Origin of the sequence: Pseudoalteromonas luteoviolacea S2607, from assembly GCF_001625575.1 — a bacterium.
In the GTDB taxonomy this organism is placed as follows: domain Bacteria; phylum Pseudomonadota; class Gammaproteobacteria; order Enterobacterales; family Alteromonadaceae; genus Pseudoalteromonas; species Pseudoalteromonas luteoviolacea_E.
Map to the genome: position 1 here is coordinate 517,696 of NZ_AUXV01000056.1, position 20,295 is coordinate 537,990.

1 protein-coding gene is annotated in these 20,295 nt (G+C 45.1%); it reads left to right on the forward strand.

Annotated elements, in window-relative coordinates:
- Positions 1-39: 39 nt before the first annotated feature.
- The gene (locus N480_RS25460; RefSeq protein WP_063374072.1) at positions 40-20,250 is read left to right on the forward strand and encodes a non-ribosomal peptide synthetase; all 20,211 of its coding nucleotides are present in this window, start codon (positions 40-42) and stop codon (positions 20,248-20,250) included.
- The last annotated feature ends 45 nt before the right edge of the window (positions 20,251-20,295 follow it).

Below are 20,295 nucleotides of genomic sequence, written 5' to 3' on the forward strand. Positions count from 1 at the left end.
TGCCCATTATTAGTTATATCCGTTTTACTGAGACGAACCATGAAAAACAAACAAGATACTACGGCCAACGAACCTACAAATACGCAACAAGAGATTGCCATTGTCGGTATATCTCTGCGCTTTCCAGGTGCAAGCAGCAAAGAACAGTTTTGGCACAACTTAGCTAACAAAGTAAGTAGTATCTCAGAAATCCCTGCGACACGCTGGCAATGGCAGGATGACTTTGACCCAGCTCCAAAAAAAGACGAACAAAAAATTGTGAGCAAATGGGGTGGATTCATCGATGACATCGACTGCTTCGACGCAGGCTTTTTTGCCATCTCACCTAAAGAAGCACAAAGCATGGACCCGCAACAACGTCTGAGTATGGAACTGGCGTGGCAATGCTTTGAAGATGCGGGTTTGTCTCCAAGCACCTTCAAAAACACCAAAACGGGTGTGTATTTGGGCTGTAGCAATACCGATTATCAAGAGCTTGCAACAGGGAATATCGACCCGCACTTTTTAACGGGCATGTCTACGGGAGTATTTGCCAATCGTATTTCCCACTATTTTAATTTTCAAGGGCCTAGCGAAACCGTCGATACCGCATGCTCTTCTTCTCTTGTGGCTCTACACAAAGCTGTGAATGATTTTAAAGCGGGTGAAATCAATGCAGCGCTTGTTGGTGGCGTTAACTTACTTATCACAAAAAGTCGTTACGTATCGTTTAGCAAACTTGGTGTTCTGTCTCCAAGGGGGCGCTGTAAAACACTAGATGCAGAAGCTGATGGGTACGTACGTGGAGAAGGTGTTGGTATGGTACTACTACTGCCGCTTGAACGTGCACTAGCAGAAAACCTAACCATTTACGGGGTAATAAAAGGTAGCAGTGTCGGTCACTCTGGCCACACGAATACGCTCACTTCCCCTAGCCCATTTTCGCAATCTCGGGTTGTACAAGCTGCCATCGACAATGCGAATATACACTCAGATGATTTATCTTATGTCGAGTTGCACGGCACGGGTACCGTACTTGGTGACCCAATTGAAATTCAAGGTCTTAAACGCGCTTTCCGTGCAACAAAATCTACCAATGCAGACCCTAAACAGCCTTGCTATTTAAGCACCGTAAAGACGAACATAGGGCACCTAGAATCTGCTGCGGGAATTGCTGGGATTATCAAAGTGCTTTTGAGTTTTAAGCACAAACAGGTGCCGCCACTACAGAACTTCGAAACACTAAACCCGAAGATATCGTTAGAAAAATCGCCCTTTGAACTCGCAACAGACTGCAAACCATACAATTTAGCGCATGGTAAAACCCTGCTCGCTGGTATCTCATCCTTTGGGTTTGCAGGTGTTAACGCCCATGTAATCTTGCAGTCACCACCAACAAAAGATACGGACTCAATCAAACTCACTACGCCAGCGATGATAGTCCTGTCGGCAAAAAAACCACAAAGCCTGATTAAGCGCGCGAAACAGCTCGTTGATTTTATTGCACTGCAAAATTTCGCAGATGATGTATTGGCAAATCTAGCCTTTACCTTACAAGTTGGTCGTGAACACATGACTCACCGCATGGCCTTTAGTGCAAGTTCCATGGCGGAAGTAACAAAGCAACTGGCTCTATTTATCGCAGGCGAAAGTGGTACTTGGCAACAAGCCGAATCGAATAAAGCTAAGGGCAGCACGTCTATTGAAGCAAGTAATACGAACATTTCCGAAACGCTGAACCAATGGCTATTGGGTGCCGACGTAAATTGGGCATCACTTTATGTAGACGCTCGACCTAATCGTCTTGCCCTGCCAGGCTACCCGTTTAATCCGAAACCTTATTGGGTAACGTCAAAAAAAGACCAGCCAACAACACAGGCTTTACATCCTCTGCTCCATAAAGCATTACCTGCATTTGGTCAGTTATTATTTAGTTCCACGTTTAATGGTGACGAATTCTTTTTGGCCGACCACCAAGTCAATGGTGAGCGAATCTTGCCTGGGGTTTGCATACTAGAAATGGTGCGTGCCGCTATTTCTTTGTCTCACGATTTAAATGAGTCCCACGGCGTTTTAATCGAGAACGTCAACTGGTTACGACCAATTAGCATAGGGTTAGCTGCATCAAATGAGCACAACACCGTTTTCCTGTCGCTTTGGGAGAGCGGTAACAAAATGATTTTTGAAGTGTGGCAAAAACACGATAATACGCAGCAAGTGTGTGCATCTGGTGAGGTACAGGTATCGCCACACAACACGCCTATATCCCAGTTTGAGCCAGAGACCGAGTTTGAGCTGCGACTAGCCCCCAATGACGCATACACCGCCTTCAAAAGTATGGGAATCGAATACGGTAAAAGTTTCCAAGGTCTACAGCATTTAAGTAAGCAAGGTACAACCGCAACCGCCAAAGTGGCCGTGTCAGCGCCCTTTTGCCAAGGCTATGGCTTATCCCCAGCCATTGTCGATACAGCACTTCAATCGCTGATCATTTTTGCCGACCAAAAACAGGCTGCACTGCCATTTGCGACACAACAAGTCATTTTTTACAACACTGAGCAACTAGCCCAAATGCAGCACCGAGAGGTATGGGTAAAAGCCTCTAAAATAAACGAAAATACCGATAATACCCAAAAGTTCGACCTAGACATATACGACCTAGACGGCAACTTGCTCGTGCAGATAACAGGGTTTTCGACTCGCAATGTGCCAATATCCATACTCAAACCTAGTCAACAAGACACGCAAACTCTACTGACACTCACACCTTGTTGGCAAGCAATTACACCTGATGTCGCGCAATCATTTGACCCGCATATATCCTACTTCGGTCCGCCAACCTTAAAGCCCAAGTGGTTAGAAGCGCGCAAAAATACCAATCACCTGCTCTGGCTGGCAACAGACGAATACGCTCAGCCACTGACCTTATTTAAAGAGCTTAAACGCTTACTTTTAGATGGGTTCGATAGCAAACCACTCTCAATTTCCCTTGTTACAGAGAAAACCCAAGCCGTGATTGGCCATGATGAACAAACCTCTTGTAAGGGAGCGAGCTTGATTGGGTTATTGCAAAGTGTCGCGCAGGAATACCCAAACTGGACAGTACGCATTATTGACTCGGAGCAACTAAGCTCTATCCCGAGTGAAATAATGATATTGCCTGCTGGTTTGTACGCGCAGCGATCTCAACAGTACTTTACTTTTGAGCTGGCACAGCATACCTACTTAGATACCGTGTCCGAAAATAGCAGAAGCTACCAAACTCAAGGGACCTATTTAGTTCTTGGCGGCGCAGGCGGCCTCGGCCAAGTGTGGAGTGAGTGGATGATAAAGCACCACGACGCGCAGATTATTTGGCTTGGTCGCCGAGCAGTAAACACTGACATTCAAAGCGATATAGACCGTTTGGCTAAGCTTGGCAAAGCGCCTGTTTACATTCAATGTGATGCCAGCGACAAAGTCGCTATGGAAAAAACCTATGCCGACATTACCAATCAATTCGGTGCTTTAAATGGTGTAGTGCACTCTATTTTACACCTAGAAGATCAAACGCTAGCAAACATGGAAGAAACGCAATTTAACCGCAGCTATATCGCCAAACAGCAAACTGGTGAAGTCGCGCTTGAAGTATTCAGCCAGACAGATTTAGACTTCTTCTTATTCTTTTCATCGATGCAGTCGTTTTCTCCAGCTGCTGGGCAAAGTAATTATGCCGCTGGGTGCGTGTATCTGGACTCACTTGCCCGTACTTACCAACAGAAATGCCCAATTAAAATCATCAATTGGGGTTACTGGGGATCCGTCGGAGTTGTACAAGATGAGTTCTACCAAAAGAAAATGCGTGCCATGGGCATCGGCTCCATCGAGGCAGAGCAAGGCATGCAAGCACTTGCAACTTTTATGGACGCCAACCTAGCGCAAGCAGGTGTTCTTAAAGTAACCCAAGCCGCATTAGCCGATACCTTTGAGCTTCGAAGCTATAGTGCATCTGGCACCCAGTTTTCACTTGCACAACCAAGTGCTAAATCTCAGCCGCCAAAGCAAGAAAATAAAGCGCTCGTTGATTTAAAGCAGCTTTGCTACGCACTCAAGCAAGCAGGTTGGCAATACCCAGAAGAACGTCAACAGGCCCTTGCTACCTTGCCTGAGTATTTCAGCCAATGGTGGACGGAGACTGCGCGTTACTTAAAAGCTGAGCAATTAATAGATAATGAAATAGTCCAAGATGTAGAAGTCACACCTATTTCAAAACCCGCAGTCAACTTACTGGACAACTGCTTAGCTAACTTACCTGCCATTTTAAATGGGGCGATTAAAGCCACAGATGCGCTATTCCCAAATGCTTCTATGGCCTTAGTTGAAGCGGTTTATCAGAATAACCCGATTGCTGACTACGCCAATAAGGTACTTATCGAGCAACTGCAAGTGTACCTATCTAAAATCAATGCAAACTCAGTGCGTGTCCTTGAAATTGGCGCGGGCACAGGCGGCACCACTCGCACCGTTTTGCCAGCCCTTGCACAGTGGCAAATAGAAGAATACGCCTATACTGATTTATCAAAAGCATTTTTCAATCATGCCAAAGCACAGTATCAAACTGATTACCCATTTATTGATACCAAATACTTTGACATCAGCAAACCACTTGCTGGCCAAAACATTGAAGTTGGCAGCTATGATGTAGTGATTGCCACCAATGTGCTGCACGCTACTGTGGATATTAAAAACACCCTGCAAAATGCCAAAGCCTGCTTAAAACAAGGCGGTATATTACTCATCAACGAGGTTGTCCAAAAGTCACTATTCACACACCTGACATTTGGTTTGTTAGAAGGTTGGTGGTTAAGCAAAGATCAATCGATGCGGTTAGCAGGCTCGCCAATGCTATCTATTGATAACTGGACACAGGCACTCACCGAGTCTGGATTTAACGCCCCTTTTACAGCCACCGCGCATAATTGTCCACAACAGGTTTTTTGCGCTCAAAGCGATGGCCTTATTTACCAAAAAAAAGTTAAAAAAAGTGGGCAAGAACAAACTGTAAACTCACATAACAAAGATACAAAACCACCCAGTATGACCAACAAAACAACCACACAAGACCAGTCGCTGCTAACACACACTCCCGATGACTCTGTGCTCACTGAAGCTGTACAAAACGTGTTGTTTAATATAGCAAGCACTGCGTTGGACATGCCCCCTAACGAATTAGATGCTGAAGAGTCATTTGCTGATTATGGCGTCGACTCCATTTTAGCCATTCAAATGCTTGATGAGATTAATGCCAAGTTCGAATTAAATCTACCGGCTACTTTGTTATTTGACTATCCCTCAATTGGAACGCTAAGCGAACATATTGTTGCACAGCACAGTGATAAAGCTGTGGCACTACTCCCGACTCAAAATCAGAACATTAGCACCTCAACGGCGCAAACTATTGAACATGCTATTAGCACGGACGATACGCGCAGTTTATATAAACATCGCTCGCATAATAAAGCGGCACAGTCGGCGCTGCGGAAACAGGAAAAGACCAAAAACCGTCTCGACAGTAACGGGAAAATCGCAATTGTTGGTATGAGTGGTCAGTTTGGTGGCGCTGACAACCTAGATGAATTTTGGGCTATGTTGGCTGAAAAAAGAACCTCAGTCGAAGCACAAACTCGATGGGATCAGACAGAGCTCACCGCCAATGAAAAAAAATGGAGCAAATACGCAAGCCTGCTTAAAGACATCAGCACTTTTGATGCACCGTTTTTTTCAATTACGCCGCAAGAAGCCATGTACATGGATCCTCAGCAAAGACTGTTTTTACAAGAGGCCTACAAGGCATTGGAAGATGCCAATATGATCACCAAAGTGGCTGGTCAAAATGTCGGGGTATACTTAGGGTGCGCACAGAGTGATTATGCAGGTTTGGCCGAGGATGATGCGCCTGCACAAATATTTTGGGGTAACGCGGGTTCAGTGATCCCAGCACGCGTTTCTTACTTTTTGAATTTAAAAGGCCCTGCCCTTGCCATAGACACGGCATGCTCGTCATCTTTGGTCGCACTTCACAGTGCTTGCCAAGCACTTAATAATAATGAAATAAGCAGCGCTTTAGTTGGCGGTGTAGCAACATTGTGTACACCAAAGTTTTCAATTCATGCCGGTAAAGCTGGCATGTTGAGCCCAACAGGCACCTGCTATACCTTTGATGATCGCGCCAATGGGTTTGTGCCTGGTGAAGGTGCTGGTGTTTTAGTACTGAAAAAGTTGGCTGATGCAGAGCGTGACGGCGACCATATTTACGGTGTGATTATTGGGTCTGCTACCAACCAAGATGGCACCACCAGCGGAATTACCGCGCCGAGTTCCCTATCTCAAGAGCAATTGCATCGTGATATATACGCGCGATTTGATATTCACCCTGATTCAATTCAAATGCTCGAAGCGCATGGCACTGGCACTAAGCTTGGTGATCCGATTGAGTTTCAGGCGCTCACTCGCGCATTTAGAGAGCACACTAGCAACAATGAATTTTGTGCGCTGGGCTCTGTTAAAACCAATATTGGTCACTGCCTAACCGCAGCTGGTGTTGCAGGGGTGATCAAGGCGCTACTCGCAATGAAACATCGCACGATTCCGGCATCACTGCATTTTGAAAATGGAAACAGCCATATAGATTGGCAAAACACGCCGTTTTTCGTCAATCAAGACGCGATTGCATGGCAAACCGATAATGGGCAAAAGCGCCGAGCAGCAGTCAGCTCATTTGGTTTTAGTGGCACTAATGCCCATGTTGTACTCGAAGAGTACCAGCCTAACTCCGTAATGCCATCAGACGGCTCTAATCACGCCGTGATAATTACGCTCAGCGCCAAAAGTAAAGATGTATTGAAAAACAAAGCACTAGCGCTGAAAACTTGGTTAGCAAACGAAAAAGTGCCAAACAACATGCTTGCAAGCTTAGCCTTTACGCTGCAAAGCGCCCGTGAAGAAATGGATTACCGATTGGCGTTTACGGCCAACACTATCGTAGATGTGGATACTGAGCTATCGCGCTTTTTAGACAGCGCTCGTGGTCAATACAAACATGGTGAGGTCAAGCAAGGTAAAGAGATTTTAAGTGCATTAGACAACACTGACTTTGCACGCTGGGTAGATCAAGGTGAATATAACAAGCTACTCGCACTGTGGGTAGTCGGAGCTGCCATTGATTGGCGTTTGCTGTACGCTGAGCAAACGCCTCCATTAATGCGCATCCCTACTTACCCGTTTGCAAAAACATCGTATTGGCTTCCAGAAAAACACGCAAGCAAACCTAGCCGCGTTGAACCTCGAGCTGTTGAGCCTGTTGAAACAGATGAAACTTCAAGTATTGAGTTAGACTTCAACGTAAAAAGCACGCCGATTTTTGAGCCCATTGAGCAAATACCAAATGTACATCGCACTACACCTGCGCTTTTGCATTACACAGCCAGCTGGCAAGACACACCAATAACATCAACAGAGCCCGCAACTTATCATCGCCAAGTTGTGTTATTAGGCCGTGACCTGCCGAAGCTCTACTCCGTATCGAGTACACGCTTAGATTGCGAGACATCCAAGGTTCACGAACAACTTGAAATGTATACAGTGGGCCTCATTGACTACTTCAAAGAACTTGAATCACAACAAGGTGCCACGGCCAACCAAGCTGGCAGTAAACTGTTGGTACAAGTGATTGTACAAGACAAAGCTAACTTATTGTCTGCACTCAGTGGCCTACTTAAAGCCGCAGCGATAGAATACAGCAGCATCGAAACGCAACTTATTGCTGTAGATGAAGCTCACGACCTAGAGCACCTTGTAGAAGCAGAAGCCAAAAAACAAGATTCATGCGTACGCTACCAACAAGGCAAACGACAAGTAATCAACTTTGACTTGCAAGCCTATCAGCAAGTCGACACTTCAACATTGCCTTGGAAAGAAGATGGCGTCTATGTGATCACTGGTGGCCTTGGCCAACTCGGTCAAACTTTTGCTAAAGAAATTATTGAACATACGGCAAGCGCACATATTGTGTTTGTCGGCCGCCGAGATAACAGTACAGCTATCCAATCTCAACTCAATACGTTAAGTGATAAGCACGCTAGATTGAGTTATGTGTCTGTAGATATTGCAAACCACGATGAAGTGAAAGGGCTATTTAACAACCTCAAAGCCAAATATGGCTCTGTGACTGGTATTATTCACAGTGCTGGTGTGATTAAAGATCAGCTCATTAGCAATAAAACGCCGCGCGAAGTGGCACACGTGTTTGCGCCAAAAGTGGCAGGCCTCATAGCATTGGATGAAGCAACCAAAGCACTAGATTTGGACTTTTTCACCTGTTTTTCCTCCATTGCTGGGGTCTTTGGTAATATGGGACAGGCGGATTATGCTTGCGCCAATGCCTTTATGGATCGCTTTATGGCAACTCGCCAAACGCAAGTAGAACAAGGTGAGCGCAGTGGTTTAAGCCTATCTATCAACTGGCCGCTGTGGTCAGAGGGCGGCATGCAGGTTGACTCATTAACGACTTCAATATTGCAATCCCAAGGCATTGAATTAATGCCAAACGAAGTGGGCATCGATGCATTTTACCGGATCTTTACGTTACGAAAAATCCCAACGCAGCACTGCTTTTTATATGGTGATACAACTAAATTAACGCAGCTTTGGCATAAACCAAAAACGGCATCTCAAAGCGCCAATGCTACCACGGTATACACAGGAAAAGATCATGCTCAGATCCGCAACTACGTTAAGTCTCTAATTACAGACATTACGAAAATAGACAGTAGCGACTTAGACGATGACGTCGATTTTAAAGACATGGGCTTTGACTCCATCATGCTGATGTCTGTGGTGCAAAGATTAGAATCTGATCAGTACTTGGCTATCGAAACCTTGCCACAGGCCTTACTGTTCGAGATAAGCACCATCAACGAGTTGTGCGACTATTTGGCAGAGCACCAATTGCCAACACACCTAAACGAGTTACCGGTTAATAAAACATCAACCGCTACACCATACAATTTGAGTACGCCAATACCCCTGTCAAAAGCCCAGCAAGGTTTGTGGTTATTGCACAAGCAAAACCCGCTGCTGAGTAACTATCACGTGCCAATGGTGTTTGAAGTAAGCAACTTAAATCCAGCTTACATGCAGCAAGCGCTAGATTGGTTGACTCAAAAACACCCAATATTGTCGGTAATGCTCTCTGAAGTCGAAGGTTTACCTCAGCAACAAGTGACTGGCCAAACACCTGAGTTGACAAAGAGCAATACAAAGAGCATGTCCAAATCGGGCCTGATTAGTTTAATCCAAGCAGATATCAAACAACCATTCGCCCTCACCCACGCACACACTGCACAAAACCAATTGCTATGGCGTGCAACGCACTGGCAAGTGAACAATGAACGCGATGTCGTGGCTTTAGTGTTTCATCACCTGATCATCGATGGTGTCTCTGCGACCTTACTTCTAGAACAATTATGGCAATCTTATCATGCACTTATCGCGAAAAACACGCTAGAAACACCACAACCAAATACTGGGTTTTTCACTTATGTTGAGTGGGAAAAGCAGATGCTCAACAGCGAGCAAAGTACACACTTAAAACACTACTGGCAATCACATTTACAAGGCGCAGAGCCTGAACTAGCGCTTGCCAACAAGCAGCCTCATCAAGACGGACAAAAACAAGCGCAGCGCATCGAATTGCCTATGGAAAACAGCCATGTCCAACGTATTCATCATTACTGCCAGAACAGTAAGATAAACCCAGCTGCATTCTTCTTATCTGCTTTTCAAACGCTGTTAAGCGCAAAAACTCAGCGTACAGACATCATTTTAGGCGTACCTGTATTGCATCGCCCGACTAATGAAATGGCCAACTCGTTGGGACTATTTGTAAATCAGTTACCACTTAGAAGCGCACTAAATAAAGCACAGCCATTCGCCAAACTTGCACAAAACAATCAACACCGTCTTGGTGAATTGATAAAACACAGCGCCTACCCATTTGCAGAGATCGTACGTGCAACTGGCGCGCAGCGCACCCAACATCGCCACCCAATTTTCCAAATGGGGTTTGCGTACCACAACTTCTTAAAACCTGACTGGGTAGAGTCGAATCAAGATCTGGTCGACGCCATTTGGACTCAGTGTTTGCAAGAACCTGAGTTAGACTTAAGCCTTGAAGTCACTCCTTTGAGCAATACCTTTAAGGTTGCCTTTAAGTTTGACGGTGCTATCTATCCATCCCATGTAATTGATGCGTTAGCCAAAGACTACTTAACCCTACTTGACGAGGTCATGTTTGCAGGCGACCAGTTACTTGGCAACTTACCCGTTTTTTCAAACTCGCAGCCACAAGCTATGATACAATCAGCGCAAACTACGCTCGTTGATTTATTTGAAGCGCAAGCTGCAAAGCACCCCGAGCGCACAGCCGTATGCTTTGGAATGCAATCGATCAGCTACCGTCAGCTCAATAACAAGGCCAATCAATTTGCGCACACCTTGTTAAATCACAACGAGTTCAAACAAGGTGCTGAAAACCTCATAGCACTGTGCGCAAAGCCATCCATTGAGCTAATCGTCGCCATACTGGGCATTTTAAAATCGGGGGCAGCCTATGTGCCGCTTGATGCTAACTCTCCAGAGACACGTATCAATCATATTTTACAAGATGCCAAACCCAGTATTTTGGTCCTAGGCGCAGATCTGCCGCATGCACAAGCCAGCCAACATAATCAGGTGATTAACTTACAGTCAGCCCTTGCGAGTAACGCACAAGTTGCCAATATCAATCGCGCATCATCCGTAAGCCTTGCCTATGTTATTTATACATCCGGCTCAACGGGTAAACCCAAGGGGGTGTTAGTCGAGCACCACAATGTGTGTAGCTTGTTTGATAATACTCAATCACTATTTGGTTTTAATGAACAAGACACTTGGTGTTTATTCCACTCTTACGCATTTGACTTTTCAGTGTGGGAAATTTGGGGTGCGTTGCTGCACGGTGGCAAACTCATGATCCCTGACGAGCTAACTCGAAAAGAATCCACCAGCTTTGCCAAGTTTGTCACAGACAATGAAATTACGATTTTAAATCAGACCCCATCTGCATTTTATCCTTTGATGGACATATTACTCACCAAACCAACAAATGCGCTGCGCAAAGTGATATTTGGCGGTGAGGCGTTAGATCTAAGCAAACTAGCACCTTGGTTTGAACAGGCACAACCTCAAGCTGAGCTTGTCAACATGTACGGCATCACGGAGACTACGGTGCATGTAACTGAAGTGACCATAGATGCTAATATGATATATGGTGCACAAGCGCGTAGTATCATAGGCCGTGCCCTACCCGGCTACGACATATTGCTATTGGATGAGCAATTAAATCCAGTCCAACAAGGGCAGGTGGGCGAGGTTTATGTTGCGGGCTGCGGCGTGACTCGCGGCTACCACAACCTACCGGCTCTGACTGGTGAGCGCTTTATAACACATAATTCAGGTCAGCGCCTTTACCGCTCAGGGGATCTAGCCCGCTTAAACGAAACAGGTTTACTAGAATATATGGGCAGAGCCGACGACCAAGTTCAGATCCGTGGCCACCGCATTGAACTTGGCGAAGTGCAACATGCATTGCAAGCGCTAAGCTACATAACAGAAGCCTATGTTGTTGCCGCACAAAAGCAGCTAGGACAAGTGTTAGTGGCTTATATTATTGCCCCAAATGCGCCGTCTTCGGCAAAAATCCGAGCGGATTTACTTACTAAACTACCAGAGTACATGGTGCCAGCTTATTTTGTGTTAGTGCCTCATTACCCTCTGACCTCAAACGGTAAAATTGATAAAGAGACACTATTAAAGCAGCTGCCTTTTAATCAAGCAGCAAAAGCGGCGCTTTTGAATTCGCAACCGCCAGCATACACCAGCGCTCCCCTTCCTCAACTTGCAACTAGAGATGAGCGCTCAGAGTTAACATCCGCCGTGAAGCAAATTTGGCTGCAAGTTTTAGAAGTAGATGACATTGCTTCTAATGTGCCATTTTTTGAGGCAGGCGGTGATTCATTACTGGCTAATGTGCTAACTGCAAAATTCAAGTCACAGTTAAGCATTGAATTTCCGCTGACGAAGATTTTCCAATATAGCACCATTGATGCGATGACAGACTACATCGAGCAGCAGCTGCCTGAACATAACACCAAGTCTGCCCACGCTATTGAAGAAAATCAGCGAAACAATGTATCAATGGCAAGCAGTCGCGACCAAAACATCGCTTTAATCGGGTTGTCTTGCCAATACCCCGATTCACCTAACCATCAAGCGTTTTGGCAAAATTTAGTCGAAGAAAAAGACTTTTTAAAACGCCTCAGTGAATCTAGCAAGCAAGGTGACATCACCTGGCTAGACTCATGGGTTGAAGGCCAAGATCAGTTTGATCCAGAGTTTTTCAATATCTCTGAAAAAAATGCTAAAACCATGAGTTATTCACAGCGTCAGTTACTGTTGCACGCTTGGAAAGCCATTGAAGATGCGGGCTATTGCGCAGAAAACATGCCAAATACAGGGGTTTATGTGTCATCGTCTGGCGCTGATAACCCAGACTTGAACTTGCAGGACAAATTTAAAGACGGCCAGTTTATTTTAAACGCCGAAGATTATGTGGCTTCAACCATGAATCAACCCGGTACGCTGCCAACTACAATTTCGTACCACCTTGGTTTTACAGGCCCAAGTTTGTTTGTCCATTCAAACTGCTCTTCCTCTATGTCTGCTATTGCATTGGCCTGCAGTGCACTGAAAGCTGGAGAAATTGACTACGCCATTGTAGGCGCTGCTTGTTTATATCCACAGCGTTACACAGGGTATCAGTACGAAAAAGGCCTAAACTTCGCAGGCGATGCCCGCTGTAAAGTGTTTGATAAAAAAGCGGACGGTATGATTGGCGGCAGTGGCGTTTCTGTGATTGTGCTCAAACGCGCAGAAGATGCAATGGCAGACGCAGACAACATTTACAGCCTGATACGTGGCATAAAAGTGAATAATGATGGCAAAAACAAAGCTGGCTTCTTTGCACCGGGTACCCAAGGTCAAATGAGCCTGATTGAGCAAACGCTCAACGCAGCTAAGGTGTCTGCTGCGTCGATTAGCTACGTTGAAGCCCATGGTACTGGCACCGCACTTGGGGACCCTATCGAGTTTTCCTCGCTTCAGCAGATTTATCAAAAGCAAACCAGCGAAAAACAGTATTGTGGTCTTGGCGCCGTCAAATCTAACCTAGGCCATACGGATACGTTGGCGGGTTTAACCGGATTGATTAAAACCTCTTTGGCGCTTTACCATAAAAAGCTCCCCGCGTCTTTGCATTATACAAAGGCAAACCCACACATAGAGCTGGCCAGTTCGCCATTTTATATTGTTGAACAAACCAAAGACTGGCAAACACCGCTTTTACCAAGGCGTGCTGCGGTTAGTTCGTTTGGCATCGGTGGTACCAATGCCCATGCTGTTTTAGAAGAAGCTGGCGCAAACGTCATCAATTCAAAGGCTGACAACGCATTGCTTTTACAGCCTAAGATCATTGTTTTGTCGGCACATAATTCACAAGTACTTGCAAAACAAGTAGCGCTACTCTGTGAATTTCTCGACCACCATGACATAGATGAACAAAGCCTCGTGCGGCTTGCGTACACGCTGCAAACAGGTCGCACCGTTATGGACGTGCGTACAGGTTTTATCATTCATTCAATTGCAGAGCTAAAAGCCAAACTGAGCAATTACCTTGGTGCGCCGGACTATGTTGTAAAAGACACTGACACAGCAAAGCCTGTTACCCCCTCAGAGCTTAACGTGTTGCTTGCCCAAGAAAATCATGAAGCAATTTTAAACGCTTGGCTGAGAGCTGGATTTACCAATTGGGGCTTTTTATATCAACACGCTAAGGTCACAAAAATAAGTTTGCCAACTTTCCCGTTTGCACTCAAAACAATACCAATGGGGGATAATCACCAAGTCAAAGCGCCTAACACAGGTAACTCTAATCAGACCGATGAAGGCCAGGTTTGTATTAAAGTGCCAATGTGGGTTCCAAAGGAGCTGGCTGTTCACGATGAAAAAGTGCCATCTAAAGAGTATCATCATGTCGTTTTATGTGAGGCCCCTTCAGTCGAACATACCAGCGACACCTTACATACACTGCACTCTGAGCATTTCGCTATTGAACAAAAAATAGAAGATTACGGGTTTCAACTTGTCGAGCTGCTGAAGCAACTTATCGCAACCAAACAACCAATAAAGTTACAATTGGTGGTTGGCGCAACTCAAGAGGAAGACGCGGCTAACTTATATACGTGTTTTCACGCGCTGCTCAAAACTGCAAGTCTTGAAAGTAACACGCTAAACACACAACTAGTGCTATTAAATTCAAATATGTCGGCTTGCGATATCGCCAGCATACTTAACCAAAACCTGAACAGCTTTGACGATAGCTATGTACGCTACCAACACGGCAAGCGGGAAGTATTAAGCTATCAACCGATACCTAGCAAAACGCCGTACACGCCGTTCAAACCTGATGGTGTCTATCTTATCACGGGTGGTTTTGGAGGAATTGGCAAGCACTTTATCGATGAACTTAACGCACAAACATTCCATAAAACGGTCATTGTTACTGGCCGAAAACCCTCAGAACATCCAGATGTACAGCAGTGTTTAGCGGCATTGCAAAACCCACACACCACTTTGCAATATCACTCAGTAGACGTTTCGCACAAAATGAATGTATTGCTGTTGGTGCGTAAAATCATTGCCCAGCATGGCGCCTTATCTGGCGTTATTCATGGCGCAGGTGTTCTCAAAGATACACTGCTAACTAAAAAAGACCGCGATACATTTAATCAGGTACTCAGCCCTAAAGTTGCTGGCGTCGTAGCTTTAGACGAGGCGACACAAGACATTACCCTAGACTTTTTTGCTTGTTTTGCGGGGTTAAGTGGTGTCAATGGTGCATTAACTCAAGTGGACTATGCCACCGCAAATGCATTTTTAGACTGTTACATGCAACATCGTGCAGCTCTACAAAAACGCGGTAAACGCCATGGCCTGAGCGCAAGTATTGACTGGCCCTATTGGCAAGATGGCGGCATGAAGATCAACCCTGCCTTCGAGCACACCCTGCGCCAAAACGGATTTGCACCAATGCCAACACACATCGGAGTCGATGCATTCTATCAAGCTTTGCACTACCCACAAGCATTGGTTGAATATACCCATCAAGACGAGCCTAACTTAGCAAATAATCAGCAAGTCGCACCTCAATTTTCTGACTTAGCATCTTTGCAGTCTGAACTATCTGTGGGCCTTGCTAGCATTGCAGCAAATGTTCTAGGCGTGAAAGCTGAAGAGCTTGATGCAGATACTGATTTAGGAGACTTTGGCGCTGATTCAATCGCATTTATCACCTTTATTAACCAAGTAAATTCTAAATATCAGTTGGCACTCTCGCCAAGCGTGCTATTTATGCACTCAACCTTAAATGGTATTTTGGGTCATATAGTCGATGAACACAGCGATTCGTTGATAGGCACGGCAGTAGCGCAAACGTCGGCTCAAAACACTCCAGATGAAATGCTCAATAACGACAATGAAGATCGCATTGCGATCATCGGTATGAGTGGGCAATTCCCACAAGCAGATAATCTTGAGGCTTTCTGGCAAAATTTAGTCAATGAAAAAGACTGTGTCACGGCGTTCGATTGGCAGTCCCAACAAAATAGTGATGCCCGTTCACAACAACCACTACCAAAAGATATTAACTGGCTAGGTCGCCTTGAACGCAATCAAATTTTTGACCCGCTGTTTTTCAATATTGCACCGGCTGAAAGTGACCGTATCAAGCTTCAAGAAAGCCTACTCATGACCCATGTATGGAAATGTATTGAAGATGCTGGCTACAACCCTAAAGCACTCGCAGGTACTAATACCGGGCTGTTCATTGGCTGTCAGGCAAGTTATCACGACGGTTTAATTACTTCTTCAGCCTATGCACCAAATCGTATGAGTTATTTTCTTGATTTACATGGCCCCAGTGAAGGCATAGATACTACCTGTTCATCGTCACTTGTGGCTATTCATAAGGCTGTGCAGTCCATTAAGAACGGAGAATGTGAACAGGCGATTGTAGGTGGAGTCAATGTTATCGACTCTCCAAGTGCATCCCTTGCCATGCATGAAATTGGCGCTTTGTCTCCTTCAGGTCGATGCCGAACTTTCTCTAGCGATGCCGATGGTATCGTGCGGGGTGAAGGCGTTGGCATGATCTTTATTAAAAAGCTTTCAAAATGTGAGCAAGATAATGATCACATCTATGCCTCAATTTTAGGTTCTGCTATCAATCACGGTGGTAAATCTCAAGGTTTTACCGTCCCCAATGCAAAAGCGCAAACACGCTTATTAGATAAAGCTTGGGCTGATGCGGGCATAGATCCAACCACACTAAGCTACCTAGAGTGCCATGGAACGGGCACATCATTAGGCGACCCCGTCGAAATTGACGCGCTAAAAGCTGCGTATAAAAACGCCCAGCCTGACACGGAAGCAACAACAAAATGTGCTTTGGGCTCTGTAAAAAGTAACATTGGACATTTAGAGATTGCAGCGGGAATAGCTGGGGTCATTAAAGTGCTGTTGCAGCTCAAAAACCAAACTTTGGTGCCCTCTTTACATGTCAATGAGCTCAACCCTTATCTTTCTCTTGATAACTCACCATTTAAAGTACAAACAGCGGTTAGTCCTTGGAAAGCCGAGCACAAGCGCAGAGCGGGTATAAGCTCCTTTGGGATCAGTGGTGTCAATGCACACCTTGTACTAGAAGAATACCCAAATAAAGTCTCAAAACAGGCGCAAACACCTGATACAATAACCGAGCACACCATAATTTTGTCTGCTTCGAATAAATCCGAATTAACGGCTAAAGCCAATGAACTCAGCATCTATCTTAAGAAGCACCCTACCACTGAGCTCACTTCTTTGGCGTATACGCTGCAAGTAGGCAGAGCCGAGCATAAATATCGGATCGGTTGGGTTGTCTCGTCACTTGACGCTTTACAAGACAAGCTCTCGAACCTTAAGCACTCAGCAAAAGTGCCCAGTGGTAAACAGCCAGCATTAAATAATCACGACGTTTTGCAATTACAACAAAACCCGCAAACCTTGCTGCGCTTTTGGCTTGAGGGCAAAGCGATAAATTGGCACGCACTGTATACACATAAACCAAAGAAACTAGCATTGCCAACGACCCCATTTATCAATCCTCAAAAGGCCTTTTCAGATCCTGCAAGTACACCGTGGTTGCTGCTTGAGAACCAATGGCAGGACCAACCTTTAGACTTGCCAACCAATGAGCCTGAGGAAGTTCTCCTAGCTGCCAGCGAACAACACGTTATGGTTGTAGCACTAGACTCTCAAACCGCGAGTGAACTAAGTGAAAAGTTGCCCAGTGCACACATAACGACAGTATTATTTTCGCAATTAGACTCATTGAAATTCGGCCCAGAGAATCTGCCAGATATTGTGTTTTTCATCGGTCCGGCGGGTAGTTTGACGGCTGTCAATTCGCAAATTGAGCCCCTTTTCAAGTTTATACAAGCGATAGCGCCATTCGATAATCACCCTATGCAACTTTTTTATGGGCAAACGCTCTGTGATGACAGGACCTGTTGTGATGATATTTCCGCATTGCTCAGAAGCTACACTTTGAGAAATTCAGACCATGTATGGACCTTGATTGAACTTTCACATCAAGTTCCAGATTGGACACAAGTCATGATGCAGGAACTGATTAGCGCCAATTTATGTACTCAGCAAGCGCAACCAAACCATATCAAGTACCAAGGCAAGGAACGAATGGGCATGCACTTGCACAATGCACCAGTGCCGCAAATAAGCACGACTCAGTTTAAACAAAACGGTGTATATCTCATTGCCGGTGCACTGGGTGAGTTAGGGTTGACATTAAGTATGCACCTGCTCAAGGAATTTAACGCCACGCTAGTGCTACTAGGTAGACGACCAGCACAAGAATGCACTGAGGCACTTGCAGCCTTAAAGGCGCTAGATAAAGGGCAAATTCATTACCTCACAGCGGATATTGCCTCTGTACAGCAGGTGCGTAATGTTAAGCAGTTCATTACAGATACCGATTTAGGTTTGAATGGTATTCTTCATTTGGGTACCAGTTATGCACCAGATGAAAGTACTTGGGATGAATTTGAAAATGCCATGAGTGTCAAAGTCCAAGGTTCACTGAACCTAGATACGGTCTTCGCACGCAGCAAATTGGATATGTTTATCCTCTTTTCTTCTATGGCTGTTTTTGGCAGTCTTAATCACCTCTCGTATTCATACGGTAATGGTTACCAAAACGCGTTTGCTAAGCAGCGTAAGAAACTGGTGGAGCAAGGAGAAAGACAGGGTAAAACATTGGCAATTAATTGGGGGTACTGGCACTCGAATGATTCGGTAAAAAGCATCGAAAACGGTTTCGCCGAGAAAAAAGGGTACCGACTCATTGAAATGCCTGAGGCATTTAATTTGATTGAGTCTTTACTGGACTGCGAGCATACCTCAATTGGCGCCCTATTAAGCTCAAACCCTGAGCAGATATACCAAAACACTGCCCAGTTGATGACTCGAAAAACGCCGAGTATCAACACGCCTTCTTCCTCTTTGGCGGCTATGGACCGTGATTTCAGCCATACAGATATTCGCAGCACAGTGATTCAAATTGTCAGCCGCGTTATTGGTATCGCGCCTGATGAGCTCGATTTAGAGTGTGACTTGTATGAATATGGCTTTGATTCTATTTCGTTACTTAAAACCTTCCAGCAGCTCAAAGAGGTACTGGATATCGACTTGCAAGCGGATGCCTTCAAGAATATGAATAACATTCATTCGTTCATTGACGATATTGAAAGGTTACACCTGACGCAACACAGTGATTTTGCGAACGACCGTACTCAGCAAAAGCCTGACTTTATTTTAGACGCTGGGTTCACCCCTGCTAAGCAAACTGACACGCTCAAACATGCATTTGAAGGTAGCGTGGAGTCTGTTTTACTCACGGGTGCCACAGGCTTTTTGGGTAGTCATATTCTGCATCAACTTCTAACAGAAACAAACGCAACTATATTCTGTTTAGTGCGTGCAAAATCATTAAAGCAGGCTCAACAACGTATCGAGCAATCCGCTCAAAAATATCAATTGGATATTGATATGTCGCGAATTGTGCCAATGCTTGGAGATATGGAGCAGTCTCAACTAGGGCTAAGCAATGCCAACTGGCAAACCTTGTGCGTGCAAGTACAACATATTGTCCACACGGCATCTTATGTAAACCATATTCAGCCCTACTTTGCATTCAAAAAGTCAGTCGCGGGTACTAATCAGTTGCTAACCATTGCGACGACTGAAAAGCTTAAAATGATTCACTTCGTGTCTAGCACCACAGCGAGCACTCAGATTAAAAATTCACATTTTTCGGTTAACCCAGTGGAAGACTTCATAGATATTGAAGATGCCGAATTGATTTGCAGCGGCTATGGTCAATCTAAATGGGTGCAAGAAGAGAATATTCGACAGGCGGCCGCAGTAGGCGTGCCTTATACCATTTATCGCTTTGCACAAATATCTGGCTCGTCAGAGACAGGTATAGGTAACACCGATGATATTTTCCATCGTATTTTAAAGATGATGATGCAAGTCCCTGTGCAACCGGATGACGTGCCCTATTTGCTCGATATCATTCCGGTAGATAAAGCGGCCGCAGCCATCGTGTGTGGCATGAACGAGCCACAAAAGCGTAACTTGGTGTTTCATGTTGCAAACTCCACACCTTTGCCCGTTGCGCAGTTTTATCACTTTGCACAGTCTCAAAAATTGAGTTTCGAGCAAGGCTGCAAATCCGATTTTATTCAAACTTGCAAAGAGTATGTGAATAGCCTGAAGCAGGACAATGCACAAATCATCATGGAAGGACTGCTTACCCAACGCCCAGGTTATGATGAATACTTATTTGAAACCTACTTAATGCCGATGACGCCGTATGATAAGGACAACTACATAGCGCTGATTGAACAATACAACATCGGCTTTACTGATTGGGAGTCGCTATTTGCAACTTACTTTAAGCAGTGGCAACAAGATAAGCACTACCAAATTATATGGCATGATGCTGTGATGGAAAAATGATTTAACGCTGTACTAAAGCCTCACACATCGCTGTGAGGCTTTGAA